The following is a 14,802-nucleotide window of genomic DNA, read 5'->3' as shown; positions in this document are numbered from 1 at the left end:
GGCCATGGTCGGCATTCTCGAAGACAAGGATCGCATCTTCACCAACCTGTACGGCTTCCACGACTGGACGCTGGACGGAGCGAAGAACCGCGGCGCCTGGAACGCCACCAAGGACATGCTGGACCTTGGCCGCGACTGGATCATCAACAACGTCAAGGCCTCGGGTCTGCGCGGCCGTGGCGGCGCGGGCTTCTCGACCGGCCTGAAGTGGTCGTTCATGCCCAAGGAAGTGAAGGATCGTCCTCACTACCTGGTCATCAACGCCGATGAATCCGAGCCCGCGACCTGCAAGGACCGCGAGATCATGCGCCATGATCCGCACCTGCTGATCGAAGGCGCGCTGATCGCCAGCTTCGCGATGCAGGCCAATGCCTGCTACATCTATCTGCGCGGCGAATACGTGCTGGAGCGCGAGCGGATGGAAGCCGCCGTCAAGCAGGCCTATGAGGCCAAGCTGATCGGCGACGGCAACGTCCACGGCTGGGACTTCCACGTCTATATCCACCACGGCGCGGGCGCCTACATCTGCGGCGAAGAGACGGCCCTGCTGGAATCGCTGGAAGGCAAGAAGGGTCAACCGCGTCTGAAGCCGCCGTTCCCGGCCGGCGCGGGCCTGTACGGCTGCCCGACCACGGTGAACAACGTCGAGTCGATCGCCGTCGTCGGCACGATCCTGCGTCGCGGCGCCGACTGGTTCGCCAGCTTCGGCCGCCCGAATAACACCGGCACCAAGCTGATGTCCCTGTCCGGCCACGTGAACACGCCCTGCGTGGTCGAAGAGGCCATGTCGATCCCGCTGCGTCAGCTGATCGAGGATCATGGCGGCGGCGTGCGCGGCGGTTGGAGCAATCTGAAGGCCATCATCCCGGGCGGCGCGTCCTGCCCGGTCATCACGCGCGAACAGGCCGAAACGGTCCTGATGGACTTCGATTCCATGCGCGAGGTTCGCTCTTCGCTGGGCACCGCCGGCGTGACGGTGATGGACGAATCCACCGACATCGTGAAGGCGATCGCCCGCATCAGCTATTTCTTCAAGCATGAGAGCTGCGGCCAGTGCACGCCGTGCCGCGAAGGCACCGGCTGGATGTGGCGCGTGCTGGAGCGGATGGCCGTGGGCGAGGCCGATCCGTCGGAAATCGACCTGCTGCTGGACGTCGCCGGACAGGTCGAGGGGCACACCATCTGCGCCCTGGGCGACGCCGCCGCCTGGCCGGTTCAGGGGCTGATCCGTCACTTCCGTCACGAGATCGAAGAGCGGATCGCCAACTATCGCAGCCGCCGCGCGAACTTCGCCGGCCACGCGATCGCGGCGGAGTAGAGATGCGCCTCGCCGTCGCCCTGCTGCTGACGCTTCCGATCCTCGCCGCTTGCGGCGAGGGGGAAAAGGCTGCGCCTGAAGCGCCGACCGCGCCCGCGACACCGACTCCTGCTGAAGTAGCGTCTGTCGCGACCGCGGCGGCTCCGGCGAACCTCGAAGCGGCCTGCCGCGACGTGGTGAACCGCATGTATGGCCAGGAAGGCGACGCCGTCGCCTTCACCGCCACCGGCGAACGCACAGCCCAGGTGTCGTGGCGCGCGCCGGTCGATGGCGGCAGGCTGGAATTCGAATGCCGGGCGGAAGCCGACGGCGCGGGCCTGTTCCGCGACGGTCAGCGGATGTCCGTGGATGTACAAATGGCGGCTCCCGCCGCCAAGCAAGAGGCCCGCTGATGCCTATCGCCAAGGTCAACGGCGTCGAAACCGAGTTCGAGCCCGGCATGACCGTGCTCCAGGTCGCCGAACGCGCCGGACAAGAGATCCCGCGCTTCTGCTATCACGAGCGCCTGTCCATCGCCGGCAACTGCCGCATGTGCCTGGTCGAGGTGAAGCCTGGACCGCCGAAGCCGCAGGCCTCGTGCGCGCTTCCGGCCGCCGAAGGGCAGGAAATCTTCACAGATACGCCGATGGTCAAGAAGGCCCGCGAAGGGGTGATGGAGTTCCTGCTCATCAACCACCCGCTGGATTGCCCGATCTGCGACCAGGGCGGCGAGTGCGACCTGCAGGACCAGTCGGTCGGCTACGGCCGCGACGGCTCGCGCTATTCGGAGAACAAGCGCGCGGTCGAAGAAAAGGCGATGGGTCCGACCATCAAGACCTTCATGACGCGCTGCATCCAGTGCACGCGCTGCGTCCGCTTCATCACCGAAGTCGCCGGCGTGCCGGACATCGGCATGATCTCGCGCGGCGAGGACGCCGAGATCACGACCTATCTGGAGAAGTCGGTCGCCTCGGAATTGTCGGGCAATGTCAACGACCTGTGCCCTGTCGGCGCCCTGACGCACCGTCCATGGCAGTACCACTATCGTCCGTGGGAACTGAAGAAGACCGAGACCATCGACGTCATGGACGCCCTGGGCTCGAACATCCGCGCCGACTATCGCGGGTCCGAGGTCATGCGCGTGCTGCCGCGCGTTAATGAGGGCATCAACGAGGAGTGGCTGTCGGACAAGAGCCGCTATGTTGTCGACGGCCTGACCGCGCGTCGTCTGGACCGTCCGTGGATCCGTGAGAACGGCAAGCTGCGCGCCGCCTCGTGGAACGAGGCGCTGGACGCCGTCGCCGCCAAGCTGAAGGCCGCACCGGCCGACCGCATCGGCGTCATCGCCGGCGATCTGCAGGACGCCGAGTCGATGAAGGCGACGATGGATCTGTTCCGCGCCCTGGGCTCGAACAACACCGACTGCCGCCAGGACGGCGCCGCCGTGGGCCCCGATTCTAAGGGTGGGGGCCCGCGTGAGGGATGGCTGTTCAACTCCGGCCTGGAAGGCATTGAAAAGGCTGACGCCGTTCTGATCGTCGGCGCCAATCCGCGCACCGAGGCGCCGCTGCTGAACGCCCGCCTGCGCAAGGCCTGGCTGAAGGGCGACATGGAGATCGGTCTGATCGGCGAACAGGCCGACCTGACGTTCGACTACGCCTATCTGGGCGCAGGCACGCAGATCCTGGCCAAGCTGCCGAAGTCGGCGCTGGACTTCCTGACAAAGGCCGAGCGTCCGGCGATCATCGTCGGCTCCGGCGCGCTGGGCGGGGAGGGCGGTCCGGCCGTCCTGAACGCGCTCGGCGCCCTGGCCAAGACCGTCGGGGTCGTCGCCGACAGTTGGAACGGCTTCAACGTCCTGCACCACGCCGCGTCGCGCGTCGCCGGTCTGGACATGGGCTTCGTGCCGGCTGAGGGCGGCCTGACCGTCGCCGAGATGCTGAAGCCGGACGCGCTGGACGTGTTGTTCCTGCTGGGCGCAGACGAGGTCGATCCGACCGGTTCGAACGCCTTCCGCGTCTATCTGGGCAGCCACGGCGACCGCGGCGCGCACGGCGCGGACGTGATCCTGCCGGGCGCGGCCTATACCGAGAAGGCCGGCCTGTACGTCAACACCGAGGGCCGGGTGCAGATGGCCGAACGCGTCGTCTTCCCCAAGGGCGAAGCCAAGGAAGACTGGGCCATCATCCGCGCCCTGTCGGCGCGCGTCGATCAGACCCTGCCTTACGACACGCTGGAGCAACTGCGCGCCAAGCTGATGGGCGATCATCCGACGTTCGGCCGGATCGACTATCTGCCCGCGCCGGCGGCGTTCGACGTGGCGGCCCTGGGCGCCAAGGGCGATCTGGGCGACCGCGCCTTTGTCTCGGCCGTGACCGACCCGTATCTTTCCAATCCGATAGCGCGCGCCAGCGCGACGATGGCCGAGCTGTCCGCCCTGCGGACCCAGCCGGTCGCAATGGCGGCGGAGTAAGCCATGGACCCCGTTTCCTTCTGGGCCACGCCTCTGGGCTGGACGCTGATCACGGTCGGCCAGGTCCTGCTGATCACGGTCGGCGTGCTGATCGCCGTCGCCTTCCTGCTGCTGGCCGACCGCAAGGTCTGGGCCGGGGTGCAGATGCGCAAGGGTCCGAACGTCGTCGGCCCGTTCGGCCTGCTTCAATCCTTTGCGGACATGATCAAGTTCGTGCTGAAGGAGGTCGTGATCCCGGCCGGCGCGGACAAGGCGGTCTTCATCATCGCCCCGATCATCACCGTCATCCTGGCCTTCATGGCCTGGGCGGTCATTCCCTTCGCGCCCGGGTGGGTGGTGTCGGACCTGAACGTCGGCATCCTGTACATCTTCGCGGTGTCGTCGCTGGGCGTTTACGGCATCATCATGGGCGGCTGGGCTTCGAACTCGAAGTATCCGTTCCTGGGCTCGCTGCGTTCAGCGGCGCAGATGGTGTCCTATGAAGTCTCGCTGGGCCTGATCATCATCAATGTCATCTTGCTGGCCGGCACCATGAACCTGTCGGCCATCGTCGACAGCCAGAAGGGCATGTTCTGGAACTGGTACGGCTTCGGCGGCGGCGCCGACACCTGGCCGCTGGTCGTGATCCTGTTCCCGATGTCGATCATCTTCTTCATCTCGGCCCTCGCCGAGACCAACCGCCCGCCGTTCGACCTGCCCGAGGCCGAGTCCGAACTGGTCGCCGGTTACCAGGTCGAATACAGCTCGACGCCGTATCTGCTGTTCATGATGGGCGAGTACGTCAACATCGTCTTCATGTCGGCGATGATCAGCCTGCTGTTCTTCGGCGGCTGGAACCCCGGGGTGCCGCAGGCCTGGATGGACAGTCTGCCGGCCTGGATCGCCTATACGATCTATCTGCTGACCTTCATGGCCAAGACGGTCTTCTGGTTCATCATGATCTCGATGGTGAAGGCCTTCGTGCCGCGCTATCGCTATGACCAGCTGATGCGTCTGGGCTGGAAGATTTTCCTGCCGACGTCGCTGGTCGCGGTCGTGATCGTGTCGGCCTGGCGCGTCTTCGTGGTGGGGTCGTGATGCGCGGCGTCATCATCGGCTTCGGTCTTCTGACGATGACCGCCGCCTGCGCGCCCGACGCGTCGCGCATGCCTGAGTCGAGCTATCAATGGCAGCAACGCCAGGACCGCATCGAACACGACTGGCGCGCCAGCCAGACCGCTTCCCAGACCGCCCCCAAGACGCCGCCCGCTCCCAAGGATAAGCCCTGATGTTCACCCGTATCGTCCAGGCGACCAAGGGCGCGATGATGCTGGACGTCATCGGCGCCATCGGTCTGTCGCTGAAATATATGGCCCGTCCCAAGATGACGGTGAACTATCCGTTCGAGCGCAATCCGCAGTCGCCGCGCTTCCGCGGCGAGCACGCGCTGCGTCGCTATGCGAACGGCGAGGAACGCTGCATTGCCTGCAAGCTGTGCGAAGCCATCTGCCCCGCCCAGGCCATCACCATCGAGGCCGAGCCGCGCGCCGACGGCAGCCGCCGCACGACCCGCTACGACATCGACATGGTCAAATGCATCTACTGCGGCCTGTGCCAGGAGGCCTGCCCGGTGGACGCCATCGTGGAAGGGCCGAACTCGGAGTTCGCCGTCGAGACGCGCGAAGAGTTGCTCTACGACAAGCAACGCCTGCTCGATAACGGCGACCGCTGGGAACGGCAGATCGCCAAGAATCTGGAACTCGACGCGCCTTACCGCTAAGGCGCATCTCGCTAAACGGGTCGGCGATTCCTGAATGGGGGTCGCGGCCGATACGAAAGGGGCTTCGTCCCGACATGCTGCAAGGCATAGCCTTCTATCTGCTGGCGGCGGTCGCCACGGTTTCCGGCCTTCTGGTCGTGACCGCGCGCAACCCGGTACACAGCGTGCTGTGGTTGATCCTGGCCTTCTTCTCGTCGGCGGGTCTGTTCGTCCTGCTGGGCGCCGAGTTTCTGGCGATGCTGCTGGTCGTCGTCTATGTGGGCGCGGTCGCGGTGCTGTTCCTGTTCGTCGTCATGATGCTGGACGTGGACTTCCTGAAGCTGCGCGAAGGTTACGCGCGCTATCTGCCGCTGGGCGCCATCATCGCCGCCGTGCTTCTGGTCGAGATGATCATCGTCTCGGTCGCCGTGGTTCAGGGCGGCGCCGCTGCAGGCCTGCCGGCGCCGGGCGCGCCGGACGCCAGCGTGACGAACGTCGAGGCCATCGGCCGCGTGCTCTACACAGACTATGTCTACTTCTTCCAGGCGGCCGGGATCGTGCTGCTGATCGCGATGATCGGCGCCATCACCCTGACGCTGCGCCACAAGCCGCACATCAAACGCCAGAACCCCGGCGACCAGGTGAACCGTGACCGTCGCAAGTCGGTCGAGATCAAGTCCGCCGCCACGGGCGAAGGCGTCAGCGCCGAGGAGCTTCTCTGATGATCGGTCTGACCCACTATCTGACGGTCGCTGCGATCCTGTTCACCATCGGTGTGTTCGGCATCTTCGTGAACCGCAAGAACGTCATCATCATCCTGATGTCGATCGAGCTGATCTTGCTGGCGGTGAATATCAACTTCGTCGCCTTCTCGGCCTATCTGAACGAGATCAGCGGGCAGATCATGGCGATGTTCGTCCTGACCGTCGCCGCAGCCGAGGCCGCCGTCGGCCTGGCGATCCTGGTGACCTTCTTCCGTAACCGCGGCGACATCGCCGTGGACGACGCCTCCGTGATGAAGGGCTGAGCGTGATCTTCCATACCCTCGTCATTCTCGGGATCTTCGCCCCGCTGCTAGGCGCGGCGATCGCCGGCTTCTTCGGACGCCGGATCGGCAACATCCCGTCGCAGGCCGTTACGACCGGCCTGCTGTTCTTCTCGTGCGCCGTCGCCTGGACGGTGTTCGGCCAATGGACCTGGGGCCATCTGGAGCCCTTCACCATCCGCCTGGCGCCCTTCATCAACGTCGGCGACTTCCAATCGGCCTGGTCGATCCGCATCGACGCCCTGTCGGCGACCATGCTGATCGTGGTCACCAGCGTGTCCTCGCTGGTTCACCTGTATTCCTGGGGCTACATGGCCGAGGACGACAGCCGGCCGCGCTTCTTCGCCTATCTGTCGCTGTTCACCTTCATGATGCTGGCGCTGGTGACGGCGGCCGACTTCATGCAGATCTTCTTCGGCTGGGAAGGCGTGGGCCTGGCGTCCTATCTGCTGATCGGTTTCTGGTTCAAGAAGCCGACGGCCAGCGCCGCCGCCATCAAGGCCTTCGTCGTCAACCGCGTCGGCGACTTCGGCTTCGTCCTGGGGATCATGACGATCTTCTGGATGTACGGCACGATCAACTTCGCCGAACTGTTCCCGCTGATCGCCACCAAGGCGAACACGACGTGGGAGTTCCTGGGCGTCCAGTGGTCCGCACTGGATCTCGCCGGCTTCCTGTTGTTCATCGGCGCCATGGGCAAGTCGGCCCAGTTCTTCCTGCACACCTGGTTGCCGGACGCGATGGAAGGCCCGACCCCGGTGTCGGCGCTGATCCACGCCGCGACCATGGTCACCGCCGGCGTCTACATGGTCTGCCTGCTGAGCCCCATCTATGAGTATGCGCCGGGCGCATCGCAGATCATCGCCATCATCGGCGCGATCACGGCCCTGTTCGCCGCCACGGTCGGCCTGACTCAGAACGACATCAAGCGGGTCATCGCCTATTCGACCTGTTCGCAGCTGGGCTACATGTTCTTCGCGGCGGGCGTCGGCGCCTATCAGGCGGCCATGTTCCACCTGTTCACTCACGCCTTCTTCAAGGCCTTGCTGTTCCTGGGCGCCGGCTCGGTGATCCACGGCATGCACCACGAGCAGGACATGCGGAAAATGGGCGGCCTGTGGAAGCTGCTGCCGGTCACCTATGCAGTGATGACCATCGGCACCATCGCCATCACCGGCCTGGGCATCCCCGGCGTCGGCGGCTTCGCCGGCTTCTACTCCAAGGATTCGATCATCGAGAGCGCCTATGCTTCGGCGGCCTCGGGCCACTCGGCCATCGGCCTGTTCGCCTTCTTCGTCGGCATCATCGCCGCCGGTCTGACGGCCTACTATTCGTGGCGCCTGGTCTTCATGACCTTCCACAACAAGCCGGTGTGGAAGGAAGAGGGGGACGCGCATCATGCTGACGACCACGCTTCCCACGCCCAGCTGGAAACCCATTCCGAGCCGGTCGGCGATCATCCCGACGATCATGCCCATGACGACCACGGTCATCATGGCCCGCTGAAGCCGCATGAGAGCCCGCTGGTCATGCTGGTTCCGCTGATCCTGCTGTCGGTCGGCGCCGTCGCCGCTGGCTTCGTCTTCGCGCCGCACTTCATCGGCCACCACGAAGGCGAGTTCTGGCGCGGTGCGATCTTCACCGGCGCGAACAACCACGTCCTGCACGAAAGCCACGATGTTCCGACCTGGGTGAAATGGTCGCCGCTGATCCTGACGCTGATCGGCACCGCCTTCGCCTATTGGATCTACGTCGTTCGCGAGGGCATGGGCCGTCGCATGGCCGAGCGGAACGGCGTCATCTACCGCTTCCTCTACAACAAGTGGTATTTCGACGAGCTGTACGACTTCGTCTTCGTGCGCGGCTTCCGCGCCATTGGGAACTTCTTCTGGAAGATCTGCGACGTGAAGATCATCGACGGTCTGGGCCCGAACGGCGCCGCCTGGGTGTCGCTGAAATCCGCCGCTCGACTGGGCAAGATCCAGTCCGGCTATGTCTATCACTACGCCTTCGTGATGCTGCTCGGGGTGGCTGGTCTGCTCACCTTCGCCATCCTCGCGTGGGGAGCCTGATCTCGTGCCCTACATCCTGAGCCTCGTTACATTCCTGCCCCTGGTCGGGGCCCTGGCGATCTTCGCCGCTCGGCTGACGTCCAAGTCGACCGATGCGACCGCGCCGGCCGCGCGCTGGATCGCGTTGATCACCACCCTGGTGACCCTGGCCGTGTCGGTCGTGCTGGTCGCCGGCTTCGATCCGGCCAACACCAGCTATCAGTTCGTCGAGATGGTGCCGTGGTTCGCGGGCGCCAGCTATCACCTGGGCGTCGACGGGATCTCGATTCTGTTCGTCCTGTTGACGGCCTTCCTGATGCCAATCTGCATCCTGGCCAGCTGGAAGTCGGTCGAGACACGCGTCGTCGAATATATGATCGCCTTCCTGGTGCTGGAGACGCTGGTCATCGGGGTGTTCACCTCGCTGGACCTGTTCCTCTTCTACATCTTCTTCGAAGGCACCCTGGTCCCGATGTTCCTGATCATCGGCATCTGGGGCGGTCAGAACCGCATCTATGCGGCGTACAAGTTCTTCCTCTACACCCTGCTGGGGTCCGTCCTGATGCTGCTGGCCATGCTGTGGATGGCGCATGAAGCAGGCACGACCAGCATTCCCGAGCTGAAGCGTTTCGCCTTCGATCCGGCCGTCCAGCCGATCCTGTGGCTGGCCTTCTTCGCCTCGTTCGCGGTCAAGATGCCGATGTGGCCGGTCCATACCTGGCTGCCCGACGCCCACGTTCAGGCGCCGACGGCCGGTTCGGTCATCCTGGCCGGCATCCTGCTGAAGCTGGGTGGATACGGCTTCATCCTGTTCAACGTGCCGATGTTCCCGATGGCGTCGGAGATGTTCCGGCCGCTGGTCTTCACCCTGTCGGTGATCGCCATCGTCTATACGTCGCTGGTCGCCTGGCGTCAGACGGACATCAAAAAGCTGATCGCCTATTCGTCCGTGGCCCACATGGGCTTTGTGACCCTGGGCATCTTCGCCGGCAACGACATCGGCATGCAGGGCGCCATCTTCCAGATGATCAGCCACGGCCTGATCTCGGGCGCGCTGTTCCTGTGCGTCGGCGTCGTCTATGACCGGATGCACACTCGCGAGATCGCCTTCTACGGCGGCCTGACGTCCAAGATGCCGTGGTACGCCGCCATCTTCCTGATGTTCACCATGGCCAACGTCGGCCTGCCCGGCACCTCGGGCTTTATCGGCGAAGTGCTGACCATGACCGGGGCCTACAACGCCTCGACCTGGGCGGCGCTGGTCGCGGCCTCGGGCGTCATCTTCTCGGCGGTCTATGCCCTGACCCTGTACCGCGCGGTCATGTTCGGCGAGATCACCAATCCGAAGCTTGAGACCATCACCGACATCGACAAGCGCGAGCTGCTGCTGTTCGTGCCCCTGATCGTCGGCACCATCTGGCTGGGGGTCCATCCGGCCTCCGTGCTCGATTACACCGGGCCTGCCGTCGAGGCCCTGACCAGCGCGTATCGCGCCGCGATCGGCGGGTGAGACTTACAGATGCCTGATCTATCCTCCGCCCTGCATCTCGCCGCCTCGGAAGTCACCCTCGCGGTCGGCGCCCTGGTCCTGCTGATGGTCGGCGCCTTCATGGGCGACAAGAGCGCCCGTCTGGTCTCGATCCTGTCGGTCCTGCTGCTGATCGCCGCATCGGTCATCTCGATCGTCGGGCCGTGGGGCGTCGCCTTCAACGGCGCCTATGTCGCCGATCCTCTGGCCATCTACGCCAAGAGCCTGATCTATCTGTCGGCCGCCGTGGCGGTCGTGCTGGGCGACGGCTGGATGAAGCGCACGCGCATCGCCAAGTTCGAATATCCGGTCCTGATCGTGCTGGCCTCGGCCGGCATGGGGATGATGGCGTCCTCGGGCGACCTGATCTCCATGTATGTCGGGATCGAGCTGCACTCGCTGGCCCTGTATGTTCTGGCCGCCTTCCACCGCAACGACGTCAAGGCGTCGGAAGCGGGCCTGAAGTATTTCGTTCTTGGCGCGCTGTCGTCGGGTCTGCTGCTGTATGGCGCCAGCCTGATCTACGGCTTCGCCGGATCGATGCGGTTCGAGGACATCGCCGCCGTCGCCGCCGACAATCCCGGCCCGGGTCTGGTGTTCGGCCTGGTCTTCCTGATCTGCGGCCTGGCGTTCAAGGTTTCGGCCGCGCCGTTCCACATGTGGACGCCCGACGTCTATGAAGGCGCGCCGACGCCGGTCGTGGCCCTGTTCGCCACGGCGCCCAAGGTGGCGGCCATGGTGCTGATCGCCCGCGCGCTGGAAAACGGTTTCGGCGACGCTCACGCGCAGTGGTCGCAGGTCCTGATCGCCATCTCCCTGATCAGCTTCGTCGTCGGCGCCTTTGGCGGCCTGGCGCAGAAGGACATCCAGCGCCTGCTGGCCTATTCCTCGATCGCCAACATCGGTTACGCGCTGCTGGGTATTGCGGCGGGCACGGCCGAGGGTTTGCAGGCCATGCTGATGTTCATGACGCTGTATGTCATCGACCAACTGGGCTTCTTCGCCATCCTGCTCAGCCTGTCCAAGTCCGGCCGTCCGATCCGCCGCATCGCCGATCTGGCCGGATTGAAGAAGGATCGGCCGCTGACCGCCGTGGCCCTGACCATCCTATCGCTGTCGGTCCTGGGCATGCCGCCGTTCTCGGGCTTCTGGGGCAAATATTATGTGTTCGGGGCCGCCGCTGATGCAGGACTGTGGCCCGTTGCGGCCGCTGGTCTGGTCGCCTCGGTCGTCGCCGCCTTCTACTATCTGCGAATCCTCAAGCTGATGTGGTTCGATGCGCCGCTAGACGACATCGCGACCGACGCCGCGCCGGCCGAGGCCAAGTGGATCGGCTGGGCCTGCGCCGCCTTTGCCTTCCCGTTGGTGATCGTCGGTTTGACCTGGCTGGAGCCGCTGACCAAGGCTGCGAGCGCCGGCTTCGGGAACGGGTAGGGCGTTGGCGCCCGTCCCACTGGTCATCCTCGACGAGATCGACTCGACCAACGCCGAGGCGCGCCGCCTCGCCGAGGCCGGAGAGGCGGGCCCGCGCTGGATTGTGGCGCGCCGCCAGACCGCCGGCCGCGGTCGGCGGGGTCGCAAGTGGGACACCGATCAGGGCAATCTGGCCGCCACCCTTCTGATCACCACGCCCAAGTCGGCGGCGGAGGCGGCCCAGGCCACCTTCATCGCGGCCCTGGCCGTCGCGGACCTGCTGGACGTTTTCGTCTCGCCCGCGCTCGTTTCGATCAAATGGCCCAACGACGTCCTGCTGGATGGGGTCAAGGTGTCGGGCATCCTGGTGGAATCCGGCCGGCATGCGAACGGCGACCTTTGGCTCGCCGTCGGCATCGGCGTGAACCTCGCCCATGCGCCCGAGGGCACCGAGCGGGGGGCGACCTCGGTCGCCGAGCGTCTTCGCGCCGACCTGGCTTATGTCCCGCCGATCGAGGCCGCCGCCGAAATCCTGGCCGAGACTTTCGCCGTCTGGTGGGGGCGCTGGCAGACGATGGGCTTCGAGCCCGTGCTCGACGCCTGGACCAGCCGCCTGACGGGGCTGAACGGACCGTGCGTCGCGCGGCTAGATAACGAGACCATCGAGGGCCTGGCCGAGGGCGTGGAGCCCGATGGCGCCTTGCGCCTGCGTCTGGCCGACGGCTCCGTGCGTTTGATTTCCGCCGGCGACGTCTTCTTCGGGAAAGCCGCCTGATGCTTCTCGCCATCGAGCAGGGCAACACCAACACGCTGTTCGCGGTCTATGACGGTTCGGACTGGATCGCCCAATGGCGCGCCGCGACCGAGGCTAGTCGCACGGCTGACGAATACGCGGTCTGGCTGAACCAGCTGATGGTGATGAAGGGGCTCAAGTTCGACGCGCTCGGCGGCTGCATCATCTCCAGCGTCGTGCCCCAGTCGATCTTCAACCTGCGCAATCTGGCGCGGCGCTATCTGAACATCGAACCGCTGGTCATCGGCGAGAACGCCGAACTGGGCATCGAGGTGCGGATCGCCAAGCCCAGTGAGGCTGGCGCCGATCGTCTGGTGAATGCGGTTGGGGCCTCGCTGACGTACCCCGGGGACCTGCTGCTGATCGACAGCGGCACGGCGACCACCTTTGATATCGTCTCGGGGGACGGCGCGTTCGAGGGCGGTCTGATCGCGCCCGGCATCAATCTGTCGCTTCAGGCCCTGCACGAAGCGGCCGCCAAACTGCCGCGCATCGCCATTCAGAAACCCGAGAACGTCATCGGCAAGGGCACGGTCGAGGCCATGCAGTCCGGCGTCTTCTGGGGCTATATCTCGTTGATCGAAGGCCTGACCGCACGCATCAAGGCGGAGTGGGGCAAGCCCATGACCGTCGTCGGCACCGGCGGGGTCGCCAGCCTGTTCGAAGGCGCGACCGACAGCATCGATCACTTCGATCCCGACCTGACTATTCGCGGCCTCCTCGAAATCTGGCGTCGTAACGCCCATTTGACTGATTGAATGAAAAAGCAAACCCAAGACGAACTCGTTTTCCTGCCGCTGGGCGGCTCGGACGAGGTCGGTATGAACCTGAACGCCTATGGCTTCGGCCCTGAGGCGAACCGTGATTGGCTGATCGTCGATGTCGGCGTCACCTTCGGCGACCTGTCCACGCCCGGCGTGGACGTGATCGTGCCTGATCCCACCTTCCTGGAGGGTGAGAACATCAAGGGCATCGTGCTGACCCACGCGCACGAAGATCACATCGGGGCCCTGGGCTGGCTGTGGCCGCGCATCAAGGCGCCGATCTACGCCACGCCCTTCACCGCCTATCTGATCCGCGACAAGCTGCGCGAGCGCGGCATTCTGGACGAGGTCGAACTGATCGAGGTGCCGTTGGGCGGGACCGTCGATATCGGCACGTTCGGCGTGACCTTCGTCAACATGACCCACTCGATCGCCGAGCCCAGCGGCCTGGCCATCGATACGCCGCTGGGAATGGTGTTCCACACCGGCGACTGGAAGATCGACGACCAGCCGGTGATCGGCACAAAGACCGACGCCCCCGTCATCCGCGCCCTGGGCGACGAAGGCGTGCTGGCCATGGTCTGCGATTCGACCAATGTCTTCGTGCCGGGCGTCGCCGGGTCCGAGGGCGATGTCGCCGTCGCCATCTCCAAACTGATCGCCAGCCTGAAGGGGCGCGTCGCGGTCGGCTGCTTCGCCTCCAACGTCGCCCGGATGGACAGCGTGATCCGCGCCGCAGAGGCCTGCGGGCGTCGCGTGGCCCTGGCCGGCCGTTCGATGCACCGGATCACGGCGGCGGCCAAACACGTCGGCATGCTGAAGGACGTGAAACCCTTCCTGTCGGACGAGGAGGCCCGCGTCTGGCCCGCCGATCAAATCCTGTACCTGTGCACCGGCAGCCAGGGTGAGGCGAGAGCGGCCCTGTCGCGCGTCGCCGACGGCACCCACCCGGTCGTGAAACTGGGTCTGGGCGACCACTGCATCTTCTCGTCGCGCCAGATCCCCGGCAACGAACTGGCGATCGGCAATCTGCAGGACCGCCTCGCGGACCGCGGCGTGCGCCTCTACACCGAGAAGGATCACCCCGGCATCCACGTCTCCGGCCACCCCTGCCGTGACGAGCTGAAGCAGATGTACGAATGGGCCCGGCCGCAGATCGCGGTGCCGACCCACGGCGTGCGTCGCTTCCTCTTGGAACACGCCAACCTGGCCAAGGACATGGGCGTTCCCGAAACGGTGACGCCGCGCAACGGCGACATGGTCCGCCTGGCCCCTGGCCCTGCCAAGATCATCGATGAGGTGCCGAACGGCCGCCTGTACGTCGACGGCGGCATGCTGGTGACGGAGCAGGGCGAGGCCCTGAAGGAGCGTCGTCACGCCTCGACCAACGGCGTGCTGATCGTCAGCTTCGCCCTGGACAAGCGCGGCCGCATCGCCAGCGACATCGACATCCGCAGCGTCGGCCTGCCCGGCGACACCGCCACGCCGCTCGGCGATGCGCTGGACAAGCTGGCCGAGCGCGTCGAACAGGTGGTCAAGGGTCTGAAAGGCGATGCGCTGGACGACGAAATGGTCATCGAACAGGCCGTCGCCCGCGTGCTGAAAAAGGCTAGCCAGCAGATCTGGGATCGTCGTCCCATCGTCGAGACGGTCGTCCTGCGCGTCTGACGCAACCTTGACCGTTCGGGCGCATTTGTCGT

At 65.4% G+C, this 14,802-nt stretch carries 14 protein-coding genes; all 14 read left to right on the top strand.

The genetic code is table 11. From position 1 onward, the window contains the following. The first annotated feature begins 4 nt into the window (after nucleotides 1–4). The 14 genes from nuoF to HNP47_RS03525 all read left to right on the top strand — a co-directional run bounded on the left by nuoF (nucleotide 5) and on the right by HNP47_RS03525 (nucleotide 14,770). Nucleotides 5–1,318, top strand: coding sequence for an NADH-quinone oxidoreductase subunit NuoF (gene nuoF / locus HNP47_RS03590; RefSeq protein WP_184278366.1), 1,314 nt, complete (start codon nucleotides 5–7; stop codon nucleotides 1,316–1,318). A gap of 2 nt (nucleotides 1,319–1,320) precedes the next feature. Continuing rightward, nucleotides 1,321–1,710: a hypothetical protein gene (locus HNP47_RS03585; protein WP_184278365.1), complete on the top strand. Its 390-nt coding sequence runs from the start codon at nucleotides 1,321–1,323 to the stop codon at nucleotides 1,708–1,710. Beyond that, nucleotides 1,710–3,770, top strand: a complete 2,061-nt coding sequence (gene nuoG, locus HNP47_RS03580) for an NADH-quinone oxidoreductase subunit NuoG (RefSeq protein ID WP_184278364.1) — start codon at nucleotides 1,710–1,712, stop codon at nucleotides 3,768–3,770. Before HNP47_RS03585 ends, nuoG begins: the two co-directional genes overlap by 1 nt. Before the next feature lie 3 nt (nucleotides 3,771–3,773). Further along, a complete protein-coding gene (gene nuoH, locus HNP47_RS03575) occupies nucleotides 3,774–4,847 on the top strand; it encodes an NADH-quinone oxidoreductase subunit NuoH (RefSeq protein ID WP_184278363.1) in 1,074 nt (357 codons plus the stop codon). Then, nucleotides 4,847–5,038 (top strand): hypothetical protein, encoded by a 192-nt coding sequence (locus HNP47_RS03570; protein WP_184278362.1) that lies wholly within the window; start codon nucleotides 4,847–4,849, stop codon nucleotides 5,036–5,038. The genes nuoH and HNP47_RS03570 overlap by 1 nt, the downstream gene beginning before the upstream one ends. Further along, entirely contained in the window at nucleotides 5,038–5,529 is a 492-nt protein-coding gene (nuoI, locus tag HNP47_RS03565; RefSeq protein ID WP_017503987.1) for an NADH-quinone oxidoreductase subunit NuoI, read from the top strand. Before HNP47_RS03570 ends, nuoI begins: the two co-directional genes overlap by 1 nt. A gap of 74 nt (nucleotides 5,530–5,603) precedes the next feature. Next, complete coding sequence (locus HNP47_RS03560) at nucleotides 5,604–6,230, top strand: NADH-quinone oxidoreductase subunit J (protein ID WP_017503986.1); 627 nt, start codon at nucleotides 5,604–5,606, stop codon at nucleotides 6,228–6,230. Continuing rightward, the gene (gene nuoK, locus HNP47_RS03555; RefSeq protein WP_039247409.1) at nucleotides 6,230–6,535 is read left to right on the top strand and encodes an NADH-quinone oxidoreductase subunit NuoK; all 306 of its coding nucleotides are present in this window, start codon (nucleotides 6,230–6,232) and stop codon (nucleotides 6,533–6,535) included. Before HNP47_RS03560 ends, nuoK begins: the two co-directional genes overlap by 1 nt. Before the next feature lie 2 nt (nucleotides 6,536–6,537). Further along, nucleotides 6,538–8,625, top strand: coding sequence for an NADH-quinone oxidoreductase subunit L (gene nuoL / locus HNP47_RS03550; RefSeq protein ID WP_184278361.1), 2,088 nt, complete (start codon nucleotides 6,538–6,540; stop codon nucleotides 8,623–8,625). A 4-nt stretch (nucleotides 8,626–8,629) separates the two neighbouring features. Then, nucleotides 8,630–10,114: an NADH-quinone oxidoreductase subunit M gene (locus HNP47_RS03545; protein ID WP_184278360.1), complete on the top strand. Its 1,485-nt coding sequence runs from the start codon at nucleotides 8,630–8,632 to the stop codon at nucleotides 10,112–10,114. 9 nt (nucleotides 10,115–10,123) lie between these two features. Continuing rightward, nucleotides 10,124–11,566, top strand: coding sequence for an NADH-quinone oxidoreductase subunit NuoN (gene nuoN / locus HNP47_RS03540; RefSeq protein WP_184278359.1), 1,443 nt, complete (start codon nucleotides 10,124–10,126; stop codon nucleotides 11,564–11,566). Between the two features lie 4 nt (nucleotides 11,567–11,570). Beyond that, nucleotides 11,571–12,320 (top strand): biotin--[acetyl-CoA-carboxylase] ligase, encoded by a 750-nt coding sequence (locus tag HNP47_RS03535; protein WP_184278358.1) that lies wholly within the window; start codon nucleotides 11,571–11,573, stop codon nucleotides 12,318–12,320. After that, nucleotides 12,317–13,096 carry a type III pantothenate kinase gene (locus tag HNP47_RS03530; protein ID WP_184279088.1) on the top strand — a complete coding sequence of 260 codons (780 nt, stop codon included), beginning with the start codon at nucleotides 12,317–12,319 and terminating at the stop codon, nucleotides 13,094–13,096. The genes HNP47_RS03535 and HNP47_RS03530 overlap by 4 nt, the downstream gene beginning before the upstream one ends. Next, nucleotides 13,097–14,770 (top strand): ribonuclease J, encoded by a 1,674-nt coding sequence (locus HNP47_RS03525; RefSeq protein WP_184278357.1) that lies wholly within the window; start codon nucleotides 13,097–13,099, stop codon nucleotides 14,768–14,770. Nucleotides 14,771–14,802: the final 32 nt, after the last annotated feature.

Origin of the sequence: Brevundimonas vesicularis (assembly GCF_014204545.1) — a bacterium.
Lineage (GTDB): Bacteria > Pseudomonadota > Alphaproteobacteria > Caulobacterales > Caulobacteraceae > Brevundimonas > Brevundimonas vesicularis_B.
The sequence above is the reverse complement of the archived record's forward strand: the minus strand, read 5'-3'. Positions and strand labels throughout refer to the sequence as shown.

Excerpts from the sequence above, each read along its gene's own strand:
- nuoF (WP_184278366.1), top strand. The coding sequence starts at position 5 with ATGGTCGGCATTCTCGAAGACAAGGATCGCATCTTCACCAACCTGTAC.
- HNP47_RS03585 (WP_184278365.1), top strand. The coding sequence starts at position 1,321 with ATGCGCCTCGCCGTCGCCCTGCTGCTGACGCTTCCGATCCTCGCCGCT.
- nuoG (WP_184278364.1), top strand. The coding sequence starts at position 1,710 with ATGCCTATCGCCAAGGTCAACGGCGTCGAAACCGAGTTCGAGCCCGGC.
- nuoH (WP_184278363.1), top strand. The coding sequence starts at position 3,774 with ATGGACCCCGTTTCCTTCTGGGCCACGCCTCTGGGCTGGACGCTGATC.
- HNP47_RS03570 (WP_184278362.1), top strand. The coding sequence starts at position 4,847 with ATGCGCGGCGTCATCATCGGCTTCGGTCTTCTGACGATGACCGCCGCC.
- nuoI (WP_017503987.1), top strand. The coding sequence starts at position 5,038 with ATGTTCACCCGTATCGTCCAGGCGACCAAGGGCGCGATGATGCTGGAC.
- HNP47_RS03560 (WP_017503986.1), top strand. The coding sequence starts at position 5,604 with ATGCTGCAAGGCATAGCCTTCTATCTGCTGGCGGCGGTCGCCACGGTT.
- nuoK (WP_039247409.1), top strand. The coding sequence starts at position 6,230 with ATGATCGGTCTGACCCACTATCTGACGGTCGCTGCGATCCTGTTCACC.
- nuoN (WP_184278359.1), top strand. The coding sequence starts at position 10,124 with ATGCCTGATCTATCCTCCGCCCTGCATCTCGCCGCCTCGGAAGTCACC.
- HNP47_RS03525 (WP_184278357.1), top strand. The coding sequence starts at position 13,097 with ATGAAAAAGCAAACCCAAGACGAACTCGTTTTCCTGCCGCTGGGCGGC.